This window comes from Sulfuricurvum sp. IAE1 (assembly GCF_004347735.1).
Classification (GTDB): domain Bacteria; phylum Campylobacterota; class Campylobacteria; order Campylobacterales; family Sulfurimonadaceae; genus Sulfuricurvum.
The window spans coordinates 1-11,267 of sequence record NZ_SLTI01000007.1; the positions used below are offsets into that span (position 1 = coordinate 1).

The following is an 11,267-nucleotide window of genomic DNA, read 5'->3' on the forward strand; positions in this document are numbered from 1 at the left end:
CCAATGAAGGGTCTGCCCGCAGGAGGGCAGGACGTCCTTAGCGGACGATATCGAAGAAGTAGTCGGTCGAAGCGATGTTTTTGGTCTCTTCGTCCAGCTGATCGAGAACTTTGTTCGTGATCCAGGTGAGAAGGTTGAGCGCCCCGTCGTAACCGCTGATGCTGTAGCGGTGGAGATGGTGGCGGTCGAAAATCGGGAACCCGACGTAAATCAGCGGTGTACCCGTATCGCGCATCAGCTCTTTCCCGTAGCTGTTTCCGATCATGAAATCGACCGGCTCGGTGAAGAGGAAGCTGCGCATGTGCCAGAGGTCTTTTCCGGCCCATACGTGGAGCGAATCTTTGGCCGGAGAAGTATCGAGCAGCGCTCTCATCTCTTCTTCCCAGCCGTTGGGGGCGTTGTGACACAACACGTGCGTCGGTTCCGCACCCATCTCGAGGAGGAACGACACGACACCCAGAAGGAAGTCGGGATCGCCCCAGATCGCAAATTTTTTGCCGTGCATGTACGGATAGGAATCCTGCATCGCATCGACGAGGCGTCCGCGCTCGATTTTGAGCTTTTCAGGAACGTCGGTGCCGGTCAGTTCGGCGAGTTTCATGACGAACTCGTCAGTACCTTTAAGACCGATCGGGTTGCTGAATCCCCCCTCGTGTTTCCACCGTTTCTGAACCATTTTCATGGTTTTGGCGGTAGCGTATTTCTGGAGACTGATCGTCGCTTTCGAGTTTATGCAGTCTTTGGCGTCCTCGAGCTTCGTTCCGCCCTGGAACATTTCATATTTGCCCGCAGGCATGTCCCACTGATCCGAGTGGTCGCCAAGCATGATGTAATCGGTGCCGAACGCTTCGACGATGCTTTTCACCGAGCGGAGGCTTCCGATATAGGTTTCAAAACCGGGGATGATGTTGATACGCTCTTTTGTCTCCCCTTTTTGACCTTCGGTCAGCTGGCTCATGATCCCGTGCATCATGTTGTCGTAACCCGTGATGTGGCTTCCGACGAATGAAGGCGTGTGGGCGAAAGGAACCGGATAATCGGCAGGGAGAAACTCGCCGCCGTCCTCTTCTTTTGCACCCGTGATGAACGCGCCCAGGTCATCCCCGATGACTTCGGCCATACATGTGGTCGAAACGGCGATCATTTTGGGTTTATAGATGGCGGCACAGTTTTTGAGCCCCTCTTTCATGTTGACCAGACCGCCGAATACCGCCGCGTCTTCCGTCATCGAATCCGATACGCACGGTGTCGGCTCTTTGAAGTGACGGGTAAAGTACGAACGGAAATAGGCGACACATCCGTGGCTTCCGTGAACGTAAGGCATCGTCCCCTCGAACCCGAGCGCAACCATAACCGCACCCAGAGGCTGACACGCCTTTGCGGGATTGATCGTAATCGCTTCGCGGGCGAGGTTTTTTTCGCGGTAATCCCACGTTTTGGTCCATTCGGCGATCTCGTCCACTTTGGCCGGATTGATCGCGAGCATAGACGACTCGAACTGTTTTTTGTTCGCCAGGACTTCCTGGTATTCAGGTTTTAGGAACAGGTCTTTCCCGTTGACGATTTTGTCTACGTTTTGCATGATAAACTCCTTATATCAGGCGAAGAGGGATCAACCCTCTTGCTCCCATGGTGCTTTGGAATGTGCCCATACCGGAGAGTTGATCGCAAGATCCATATCCTGGGCGAAAATGGCGAACCCGTCGTAACCGTGGTAGGGTCCGCTGTAATCCCATGAGTGCATCTGACGATACGGCAGACCCATTTTCTGGAATACGTACTTCTCTTTGATCCCCGAAGCGACGAGGTCAGGCTGAAGTTTCTTGACGAATGCCTCGAGCTCGTACTCGTTGACGTCGTCGTAGATGACCGTCGAGCGGAAAATCTCTTCTTTGGTACGTTTGTAATCGTCGTCGTGGGCAAACTCGTACCCCGTACCGATGACTTCCATACCCAGATCCTCATACGCACCGATAACGTGGCGCGGACGGAGACCGCCGACGAACAGCATGACCTGTTTCCCTTCCAGACGCGGTTTATACTTCGCGATGACCGCATCGATCATCGGCTGGTATTTTGCGATCACTTCTTCGCATTTTTTCTGGATCGACTCGTCGAAGAACGAAGCGATTTTGCGAAGCGATTTGATCGTCTGTGTCGGTCCGAAGAAGTTGTACTCGACCCAGGGGATCCCGTACTCTTTTTCCATGTGACGGCTGATGTAGTTCATTGAACGGTAGCAGTGCAGCAGGTTCAATTTCACTTTCGGCGTCAGGGCCATCTCTTTGAGCGTGGCGTCACCCGACCATTGCGCAACGACGCGAAGACCCATCTCCTCGAGGAGGATACGGCTCGACCATGCGTCACCGCCGATGTTGTAGTCTCCGATGATCGCGACGTCGTAGGGAGTCGCTTCCACATCGGTGGTATCGAGGTTGACGTCGGCATCGAAAACGTAGTCACGAACCGTGTCGTTGGCGATGTGGTGACCGAGTGATTGAGACACCCCGCGGAAACCTTCACAGTTGACCGGAACGATCGTTTTTCCAAGCTCGGCCGCTTTGACTTTCGCCACCGCGTTGATATCGTCCCCGATCAGACCGATCGGACACTCCGACTGGACGGTAATACCGTTGTTGAGAGGAAACAACTCTTCGATCTCGTCGATACATTTGGCCAGTTTTTTATCTCCGCCGAAAACGATGCTGTTTTCCTGGAAATCGGAGCTGAAGTTCATCGTAACGAACGTGTCGACACCGGTTACACCGATGTAGTAGTTACGACGACCCGCACGGCTGTACTGACCGCATCCGATGGGACCGTGGCTGATGTGGATCATGTCTTTGACCGGACCCCATACGACCCCTTTGGACCCCGCATAGGCACAACCGCGCTGGCTCATGACGCCCGGAACGGTTTTTTTGTTCGAGCGGACGTCGCCGCACGTTTTTTGGCTCTCGTCGTTGGGAGAGCCGACACCGAGGTGTTTTTCACGGTTTTTGGCCGCTTTTTCGGGATACGCTTTGAGGATCTCCTCAACGGCGGCTTTTTGTCTGGCTTCTAATGTTTCTGGACCCATGGTACACCTCCTCAGGCCACTTCGATACGGAATTGTTCCATCGAATCGAGGTTTTTGCACAGTGCCATCGTCTCATCGTCGCCCGCATCGAGGCGTTTGGAGATTTCCGACATCTGGTAGCGGTTCATGTAGATCATGTACTTCTGCTCGTTGTTGGGGTTCTCTTCTTTGAAGTAGTGAACCAGGGCTTTGAACAGGAACGTGTTTTTGTTCGTGTAGCTGAGCCACTGTTTGTCTTTCTCTTTGGTCCCCATCAGCAATTTGATCTCGTTGACACTGCTGGTGTCGACGTCTTTCAGTTTTTCAACCACTTTTTCGTCCGGAATTTTGTTTCCCATATCCGCTGGGAAGTGAAAACCTAAAATAAACATCTTGTCTCCTTTGTCTGTTGTTTTCTTTTCATTTAAGATGTTATACGTAGCGGGAGCGAAGCCCCCGCCACTACGCTAACGCTGAGTTTGCTTCAGCAGCAGGCTCAGCACGGCACGCCGTGCGTTACACCTTCGGCAAGCCATCAGGTGTTGCGCTTGGATTGTGGGAGAAGCGTTAATTACGCCTCTGCCGCTTTACCGACGATCGATTCGTCAACTTCTTCTTCAAGACCGAATTCGAGGAGAAGGTCTTCGAGCTCATCCATGCTGACCGGAGTCGGGATGATTTTCATGTCGTTGTAGACGATTTTACGGGCGAGTTCTTTGTACTCTTTCGCCTGGTCTGAACTTGGGCTGTACTCGACAACCGTCATACGGCGCAGTTCCGCGTGTTGAACGATGTTGTTACGCGGTACGAAGTGGATCAGCTGCGTTCCGATACGGGTTGCAAGCTCGAGAGCCAGATCGTACTCACGGTCCGTCATACGGGCGTTACAGATAAGACCCGCAAGGCGTACTCCACCGGTGTTCGCGTATTTCAAGATCCCTTTAGAGATGTTGTTCGCCGCGTACATCGCCATCATTTCACCCGACATTACGATGTAGATTTCCTGAGCTTTACCTTCACGGATCGGCATTGCAAATCCGCCGCAAACAACGTCCCCGAGAACGTCGTAAGAGACGAAATCAAGACCGTCTTCATCATAGGCACCCTCTTCTTCGAGGAAGTTGATCGCCGTGATAACCCCGCGACCCGCACAACCTACTCCCGGCTCAGGTCCGCCCGACTCGGTGCAGTTGATCCAACCGCCCGGAGTTTCCGGAGCGAAAAGACCTTTACCCCAAAGGCGCGCTTCTTCCATCTCGACGTCCTCGATGGTTCCGTTGTCCGCAGCAAGCTGAAGAATGGTGTTCTGCGCTTTCTCATGGAGAATCAAACGGGTTGAGTCCGCTTTCGGGTCACAACCGACGATCATAATGTTTTTACCGAAGTAATGTGCCATAGCGGCCAATGTGTTTTGGGAAGTGGTAGATTTACCGATCCCGCCTTTTCCGTAGAATGCGATTTGACGCAAGCTTTCGCTTCCAGCCATCTTAAACCCCTTGTGTTGAACTTCGCTGTAGTTATTGCAAGGGGTGTTCTACGGTTTTTTGCGACATTTTTTAAAATGACGCGACAAAATGCCGCTTTAAAGACAAATTTGTAGGAACGGGTTTTGCAGGAGTCCGTTTTTCGCCGGAAAGACGACGGATAAAGGGCCTTGAACGATCAAAGAAGAAGGGAAACGGTTCAGGGGAGACGGTACAGCATCCCCATGTTGCCGGGGACGAAACCGTAGTGACGGTAAAAAGAGATTGCGCGGCTATTGCGGCGGTCGGCCGCAAGCGCGATGCGGCGGTAGCCTCTGCATTCTGACTCGGCGATAAGTTCTTCGATCAGCGCTCTGCCGATCCCGCGACCACGGCAGGAACCGGTGACAATGACGTCTTCGATCAGCCCCACCTTCCCGCCGACGGCGGTCGAAATGAGCGGCTGCATCGTTGCCATTGCGACGATCGCGTCATCGACCTCGGCGACCAGCACCGTTGTTTCGGCTGTGTCGAGGAGCAGTTCAAGCCCACCGCGGTGCGCCGCGACGTCGATCGTAAAATCGTCTTCGAGAGCGAAGAGCTCGCACAGAAGCGACGTCATCGTTTCGACATCGTCCATGCTCGCGCGGCGTATTATCATCGGCCCGTTTTCATCCTCTCGAGAATTTCCGCGAGTTTATCATGGCGCAGCTGAATCAACCGCTCGATCTCGTCGTAATCGAACGTCCCGAAATAGCTCATATCAAACAGTCTGAGAAGGGCTGCTCGGCAGCAGCTCTTGTCACACTCCGTGACGAGTTTTTTCGCTTTTTTGTACGGCAGATCGGTCTCCTGGAATATCACGATCGCTTCGGCGACGGTTTTACCGCCGCATTCGCAGATCTCCAGGGCGAGGACTTCTTCTTTCGTCGCCATAAAAACCCCCTTAGAGGGAGTGGGCCTTTTTATAGTCGTTGGCCGCTTTCACCGCGTCATAGAGCTGTGCCGCAAGATCGGGCATTTTGACGTAATCGCTCCAGAGGGTGTCTTCGACTATGTCGTGTATCTGGGATGCGACGTCGGTTGCGAGGCGTTTGAGCTTGGCGAGCTCTTTTTTGGGATCGATTTCTTCAGACATGATGACTCCTTGTTTGAGAGATTGAATGCATTTTCCGTTCAAATCAGAGCGAAAACGCGTAGATATTGCCGAATTTGACCGTTTCACCCGCACCGCGGGTCATGTGATAGAACGTCTCTTTACGCTGGAAGTGGTAGCGTTCGTACAGGTCGGTCGCGGCACGGTTTTGCAGTGGGACGTCGGCGATCACTTTTTTCAGCCCGCGGAAATACAAAACCCCGCGCATCATTTTCTCCGCTTCCTCTTCAAACCCTTCGCGGCATTCCCACGGCCCAAGATAGACGCCGCGCGCATTGATGACGCTGGAGTGCTGAAACGAATTGGGAAGCGCGAATTTAAGCGAACTGTTCCGCTCCATCTCGTCAAAGAGCAGCGCACTGCGGTCCTCGCCGTACGTCTCGTAATCGAGCCGCCGCAATACGGCATCGAAATTGCCGCCGTCAAGTTCTTTGGCCTGCGCGTTCGTAAAACTAAACGGCGGAACTTTACCGACGTTGAGATAACGCCCCACTTCGGCAGTCGTAGCGAATCCGTATCCTTCGAAAAAGGGGCGCATTTGCGCTGTCGAACGCAGCGAGAGGCAGGGCGCTTCGTTTTGGAGCGCACCCAGCAGCGTCTCGAAAAGCCGCCGCCCGATCCCCAGATTCTGATGCGAAGGGCGGACCATGAAATATTTCACCGAGGCGCTCTTCTCGTACACGACGCCGACCGCCGCACCGACGAGTGATCCTTCTTCGTAGGCACCGTAGCACAGGTGGGGCGCATGCATCATCATGAGCTTGATGTGGTATCCGTCCAGCAGCACCCCCGATTCTCCGGCGATTTTTGCCAGCTCCGCGACGTCGGCGTATTTGAGCCATCCTATAAACATACCGCTTCCTGATAAAGGGATCTGAGTTCGTACGATTCGAGCACCCGCTTGCGCGCGGTGACGATCTCTCTGATTTTCGGCAGGAGCGCCGAGAGGATCGTCGTGTCGGGAATGATTCCCATCCGCTCCAGATGATAGCGGATCGTCGCGCTTCCCGAGTGCTTGCCGATCGGGAACTCGCGGACGCACCCCACCTCTTCGGCTTCGTAGGGTTCGTACGCGTGCGAATCTTTCATCATCCCGTCCGCATGGATGCCGCTCTCGTGTGAAAAAAGCCGTTCCCCCACCACCGGGGCGTTCGGAAGAAGCGGCATATTCGCCGCCGAGGCAACCGTCGAGACCAGCTCTTTGATCTTCACGGGGTCGATGGAGCGTGCTTCGCCGTACAGATGCCGCAACGCCATCAGCACCTGTTCGAACGACGCGTTCCCCGCCCTCTCGCCCAGCCCGATCACCGTCGTATTCATCGATACCGCCCCCGCATCGATCCCGCTGAGGGCGTTGGCGTTGGCCAGGCCGAAGTCGTTGTGGGTATGCATTTCGATCGCCAGCAGATCGTAGCCGCAGAGGGTTTTGATCGTGCCGTAGGTCTGCGTGGGGGTCATGATCCCGACCGTATCGCAGTAACGGAAACGGTCCGCCCCGCACGCGCGTCCCAACTCCATCACCTCGCGGATAAATCCGATATCACCGCGCGAACTGTCTTCGCCGCCGATACAGACGAAAAGCCCCTCCCGCTTTGCGGCGGTAAGCACGTTTTCCATCTCTCGAAACATCGCGTTTTTGTCACCGCCGAATTTCACCCCGATCAGCAGATCGGAGATGGGAACGGAGAGATCGACGGCACGGACGCCGCAGGAGAGCGAAGCGTCCAGATCTTCCATCTTCATCCGGTTCCACGTCATCATCCGCGCCCCGAGACCGAGGGCCAAAAGCTCTTTGATGTCGTCGCGCTCGCGCTCACCCATCGCCGCAATACCGATTTCGAGTTCATCCGCACCGCACGCATCGAGCAGCGTCGCGATACGGAGTTTTTCTTCCGTATTGAACGCGACATAGGGAGCCTGCTCCCCGTCGCGCAATGTGGTGTCATTTATTATCGCCATTCTGGCTCCCTTACACGTCCAATGGGCAAAGCCCATCGGACTACGCTAACGCTGTGTTTTCTTCGGCAGAAAGCCCACGCGCAGATAAACCGCGCTTGAAAACTCACCATTAACCTCTGTTTCATGGTTAATTTACTTCCATTTCCTCGGGGAGGTTGAAATATTTACGCGCCGCTTTGAGCACGGAGGCTTCGATCGGCTGGTACGCGTAGCTCTGATCCGCGACGATCCCCGCAGCTGCGAGGTCATTTTGCGGACAGCCGCCGATTTTGGCGGTGAGGATGAGCTTGACGTCCTTGAGACGGTCAAGGATCGGCTGCAGCGGATTGGTGCCGTCGGGCCCGGCGCAGTATTCGGCCTCGACCTTGCGGTGATGGATAAACCGGATCCCCCGGTCCCCCGCTTCGTAGATCAAAAATTCCCGTACGCTTCCGAAGTGCTGGTTGATCATCCCCTCGCCGGCCGTCGTTACCGCGACAAGAATCGTATGACCGTCCGAACTGAGCTCCGCCTTTTCTTTGCGGACCCGTTCGTTCGCCTGATCGAGGAAGAATCGGAACTCTTCGATCTTCGCCTGAGCCGCCTGGCGCGCTTCAAGATCGTATTTGATCTGGAGTTCGTCGAAACTGAGCCCCGCAAACGTGTCTTTGGTAAACTCGGCTCCCCGGTCTTCACCGATGAGTCCGACCGCGTCGGCACGGCACTGGCGGCAGTGCTGCATCAGCTTCATGTCCATGCCGCACGCCTCCTGCACCTCCATCTGCTGCTGGTCGGTCGCACTGGGTATACCGTCAAGGGCAAATTTGGTTCCAAATTCCGGCTCCGAGAGGATCGGCATGATGTTGTGAAGGAACACGCCGATCTCTTTGAGTTTCTTGGAAACTTCAGGGAGATGTTTGTCGTTGATTCCCGGGATCAGCACCGAATTGGCCTTGATCAGAATCCCTTTTTCGGCACACAGCCGCATCCCTTCCAGCTGCCGTTCGAGGAGGATCTTCGCCGCCTCTTTTCCGTAATAGCGTTTGTTGTTATGGAAAATCCACGGATAGATCAGGCTTCCGATCTCCCCGCTCTCATCGACGCTGTTGATCGTGACGGTGACGTGGTCTATGTTGTACTCCACCAGTTCGTCGATGTAGCCGGCCAGTTCCAGCCCGTTGGTCGAAAGGCAGAGTTTCAGGTCGGGGGCAAATTTGCGTACAAGAGCGAACGTCTCGAACGTTTTTCCCGGATTGGCCAGCGCGTCTCCCGGACCCGCGATCCCCAGAACGCTCATGCGCTGCACTTCCCCCCCGACAAACATCACTTTTTTAGCCGCTTCCTCGGGGCTCAGGCGTTCCGAGGTCACCCCCGGGCGCGATTCGTTGGAACAGTCGTATTTACGGTTGCAGTAGTTGCACTGGATGTTGCACGCCGGCGCGACCGCGACGTGGATACGAGCATAATGGTGGTGCGCCCCTTCCGAATAGCACGGATGGCTGTGGATCTTTTCCTTGATATCATCGGGCATAAAAGCTTCGTTGTGGCTTGACGAACAGCTCATAGGTTTCTCCTTGATGTAAATCCAATGATCCTTTGCCTCATCCGGCGCGCAATCATTCTTGAGAGGTGTGATGCAAACGGCGTTCTTGATCCTTCCCCCTCCCAATGACGACAATCCCGACATTTTTGTCCCCACCTCGACATTCCTCGCGACATCTCCGAACGCAGAATAAGAATTGCATCGCTCTTTCCGAATGAAAAAAGGAGGAGCATGCCGATGATCGTCGCCGTACCGATGGACATTTACCGATCTCTCTGCCACGACAACCCCTGCACGAGCCCGCAGTTCGCCCTCTACGAAGTCCTCGCCGAACACGACGAAGTGCGCTACAGCCTCCTCGAAATCCGCCCGAATCCGTGGGCACGGTACGGTGGCAACATGATCAGCGACCCCAGGATGAAAGCGTGCGAATGCGAATGCGCGATGATGCAAAACCCTTCGCACATCAGCGAACACTACATCCTCCTGCAGGCCCTCGGGAAATGCAACGTCCTCATTGCGGGACACTACTGTTTCAACACCCTCTATGCGATGAAACACGTCGGGATCAAGATCCACAAAATCCCCCCGTTTCTCAAAACTGCTTCCGAAGCGATCGAACATTTCATCATCGGTACCGAAATCACCCGCTATCTGCGCTGCGTCCATCAGGTCTGACGCCGCGAGAATGCAAAATGCATCGATTCTGACAACACTATTCACGGAGGCACCCATGCAGATCCGCTATAACACGTCCAGCGTACGGCTCGAAGAGATGCCGCTCGACATCGGCTACGCCTCAGAGAGGGTCGAACTCACGGGCGGTTCGGACGAAACGTTTCGCATCGGCGGGCAGGAGGGGGTTACGCAGCTCATCGTGACGACCCCTTTCATCGACGACGAGCTACTCGCCCAGCTGCACGAACTCGACCTCCTCCTCTCCCTCAACGCACTCGGGGGAATCACCAAAACGCTGGTCGTCGCCACAAGCCGTCACGTGGATCCGAAGCTCGCCGAATGGCGTTTCGGGATCGACAGGGACGAAGCGTTCGGGGACTACTACGGGATCCGTCTCTCGCCGGGGGAACTGGGCGGAGAGTTTGCCAAAGCGCTGTTCGTGATTTCAAAAGACGGGGCGCTCTTTTACGACGAGATCCTCCGCGACCTGAATGCCCCCTTCACGGTCGAAAACGCGCTGATTAAAATCGCCGCCGCGCAAAACTGTTATACCGGAAAAGGATGCCACGGATGAACACCCAAATCGAGACGATCAAAAAAGAGATCCGAAACCAGACCACGATCCCCTACTTCGGCCTTGGGGTCTTTGAAGGGGCGACAACCAAAGAGGGCGAAGCCCTCCCCTATGACAGCGATTCGCTGATTCTGGCGATGAACGGGGGCCGTGCGATGGCACCCCGGCTCATGTACGAATATTCCCGCGCCGCGATGCACCTCGAACAACGCCGCGGCGTGGACTACATGGTTCAGCTGATCAACCACATCTACACGAAGCCCTTCGACCCGACACCGCTGCACAAAGCGATTGCCGATATGTCGCCGCGCTACATCATCGACACCAACCGCGACACGAAATTCCAGGAGCTTTTGGCCTACACGCCGCACTGTCTCATTATCGGCAAATCACGCATTATGGGAAACGATTACCGCTATGAGATCTACGAATACGACGTCGAAAACCAGAAATATTTTCAGGTCGACGACGAGGTGCTCGAGAGCGCCGAAAAGATCCTCTTCAAACCGATGGGTTCCCCCCTCCCCGTCCCCAGCTTCGTCATCAGCGATGCCGATTACGTCGACTGGCTCACAGAGGCGATGGGAGGCTACGCCGTCCCCAAAGTGCTCAGAACCTACCGCAAAGCGAAAAAATACCTTTTTTTGGGGACCTATTTCGACCGTGACACCGACCGGATGGTCGCCAATGAGCTTACGATCGATCTGGAAGGCGGTTACGTCGTCACCGACCGCGAACTGGGGAAAAAAGAGCAGAAGTTCATCGACAAGCATAACCTCGAAGTGATCCCGATGTCATTGCCGGAGTTTATCCATGCGTTTATCTAATTCTCGTCCGTCAGGACGTAGCTTCAGTGC

13 protein-coding genes are annotated in these 11,267 nt (G+C 54.9%); 3 read left to right on the forward strand and 10 right to left on the reverse strand.

Going from position 1 to position 11,267, the window contains the following annotated elements:
* Positions 1–37: 37 nt before the first annotated feature.
* From nifK to nifB, 10 genes are all read right to left on the reverse strand, one after another.
* Positions 38–1,582, reverse strand: a complete 1,545-nt coding sequence (gene nifK / locus E0765_RS00555) for a nitrogenase molybdenum-iron protein subunit beta (protein WP_188109905.1) — start codon at positions 1,580–1,582, stop codon at positions 38–40.
* Between the two features lie 30 nt (positions 1,583–1,612).
* Positions 1,613–3,079: a nitrogenase molybdenum-iron protein alpha chain gene (gene nifD / locus E0765_RS00560; protein WP_132811273.1), complete on the reverse strand. Its 1,467-nt coding sequence runs from the start codon at positions 3,077–3,079 to the stop codon at positions 1,613–1,615.
* 11 nt (positions 3,080–3,090) lie between these two features.
* Positions 3,091–3,450, reverse strand: coding sequence for a hypothetical protein (locus E0765_RS00565; RefSeq protein WP_132811274.1), 360 nt, complete (start codon positions 3,448–3,450; stop codon positions 3,091–3,093).
* Positions 3,451–3,629: 179 nt separating this feature from the next.
* Positions 3,630–4,544, reverse strand: coding sequence for a nitrogenase iron protein (gene nifH, locus E0765_RS00570; protein ID WP_223175659.1), 915 nt, complete (start codon positions 4,542–4,544; stop codon positions 3,630–3,632).
* A 197-nt stretch (positions 4,545–4,741) separates the two neighbouring features.
* Complete coding sequence (locus E0765_RS00575; protein ID WP_132811275.1) at positions 4,742–5,182, reverse strand: GNAT family N-acetyltransferase; 441 nt, start codon at positions 5,180–5,182, stop codon at positions 4,742–4,744.
* Positions 5,179–5,457, reverse strand: coding sequence for a hypothetical protein (locus E0765_RS00580; protein WP_132811276.1), 279 nt, complete (start codon positions 5,455–5,457; stop codon positions 5,179–5,181). Before E0765_RS00580 ends, E0765_RS00575 begins: the two co-directional genes overlap by 4 nt.
* A 10-nt stretch (positions 5,458–5,467) precedes the next feature.
* Positions 5,468–5,659, reverse strand: coding sequence for a CCE_0567 family metalloprotein (locus E0765_RS00585; RefSeq protein ID WP_132811277.1), 192 nt, complete (start codon positions 5,657–5,659; stop codon positions 5,468–5,470).
* Positions 5,660–5,702: 43 nt separating this feature from the next.
* The gene (locus E0765_RS00590; RefSeq protein ID WP_132811278.1) at positions 5,703–6,530 is read right to left on the reverse strand and encodes a GNAT family N-acetyltransferase; all 828 of its coding nucleotides are present in this window, start codon (positions 6,528–6,530) and stop codon (positions 5,703–5,705) included.
* Positions 6,521–7,636, reverse strand: a complete 1,116-nt coding sequence (locus tag E0765_RS00595) for a homocitrate synthase (protein ID WP_132811279.1) — start codon at positions 7,634–7,636, stop codon at positions 6,521–6,523. Before E0765_RS00595 ends, E0765_RS00590 begins: the two co-directional genes overlap by 10 nt.
* A 127-nt stretch (positions 7,637–7,763) precedes the next feature.
* Positions 7,764–9,179, reverse strand: coding sequence for a nitrogenase cofactor biosynthesis protein NifB (gene nifB, locus E0765_RS00600; RefSeq protein ID WP_132811280.1), 1,416 nt, complete (start codon positions 9,177–9,179; stop codon positions 7,764–7,766).
* A 210-nt stretch (positions 9,180–9,389) separates the two neighbouring features.
* On the opposite strand from nifB, the gene E0765_RS00605 reads away from it, so the two are divergent.
* Genes E0765_RS00605 through E0765_RS00615 form a run of 3 tightly spaced genes read left to right on the forward strand, consistent with a single transcriptional unit; the run spans position 9,390 to position 11,237 of the window.
* Positions 9,390–9,836 (forward strand): hypothetical protein, encoded by a 447-nt coding sequence (locus E0765_RS00605; protein ID WP_132811281.1) that lies wholly within the window; start codon positions 9,390–9,392, stop codon positions 9,834–9,836.
* Between the two features lie 55 nt (positions 9,837–9,891).
* The gene (locus E0765_RS00610; protein WP_132811282.1) at positions 9,892–10,410 is read left to right on the forward strand and encodes a hypothetical protein; all 519 of its coding nucleotides are present in this window, start codon (positions 9,892–9,894) and stop codon (positions 10,408–10,410) included.
* Positions 10,407–11,237: an SIR2 family protein gene (locus E0765_RS00615; protein WP_132811283.1), complete on the forward strand. Its 831-nt coding sequence runs from the start codon at positions 10,407–10,409 to the stop codon at positions 11,235–11,237. The genes E0765_RS00610 and E0765_RS00615 overlap by 4 nt, the downstream gene beginning before the upstream one ends.
* Positions 11,238–11,267 lie beyond the last annotated feature (30 nt).

Coding starts and splice junctions, on each gene's coding strand:
- E0765_RS00595 (WP_132811279.1), bottom strand. CDS start 7,636: ATGGCGATAATAAATGACACCACATTGCGCGACGGGGAGCAGGCTCCC.
- E0765_RS00565 (WP_132811274.1), bottom strand. CDS start 3,450: ATGTTTATTTTAGGTTTTCACTTCCCAGCGGATATGGGAAACAAAATT.
- E0765_RS00585 (WP_132811277.1), bottom strand. CDS start 5,659: ATGTCTGAAGAAATCGATCCCAAAAAAGAGCTCGCCAAGCTCAAACGC.
- nifH (WP_223175659.1), bottom strand. CDS start 4,544: ATGGCTGGAAGCGAAAGCTTGCGTCAAATCGCATTCTACGGAAAAGGC.
- nifD (WP_132811273.1), bottom strand. CDS start 3,079: ATGGGTCCAGAAACATTAGAAGCCAGACAAAAAGCCGCCGTTGAGGAG.
- E0765_RS00575 (WP_132811275.1), bottom strand. CDS start 5,182: ATGATAATACGCCGCGCGAGCATGGACGATGTCGAAACGATGACGTCG.
- nifB (WP_132811280.1), bottom strand. CDS start 9,179: ATGAGCTGTTCGTCAAGCCACAACGAAGCTTTTATGCCCGATGATATC.
- E0765_RS00605 (WP_132811281.1), top strand. CDS start 9,390: ATGCCGATGATCGTCGCCGTACCGATGGACATTTACCGATCTCTCTGC.
- nifK (WP_188109905.1), bottom strand. CDS start 1,582: ATGCAAAACGTAGACAAAATCGTCAACGGGAAAGACCTGTTCCTAAAA.
- E0765_RS00590 (WP_132811278.1), bottom strand. CDS start 6,530: ATGTTTATAGGATGGCTCAAATACGCCGACGTCGCGGAGCTGGCAAAA.
- E0765_RS00610 (WP_132811282.1), top strand. CDS start 9,892: ATGCAGATCCGCTATAACACGTCCAGCGTACGGCTCGAAGAGATGCCG.
- E0765_RS00580 (WP_132811276.1), bottom strand. CDS start 5,457: ATGGCGACGAAAGAAGAAGTCCTCGCCCTGGAGATCTGCGAATGCGGC.
- E0765_RS00615 (WP_132811283.1), top strand. CDS start 10,407: ATGAACACCCAAATCGAGACGATCAAAAAAGAGATCCGAAACCAGACC.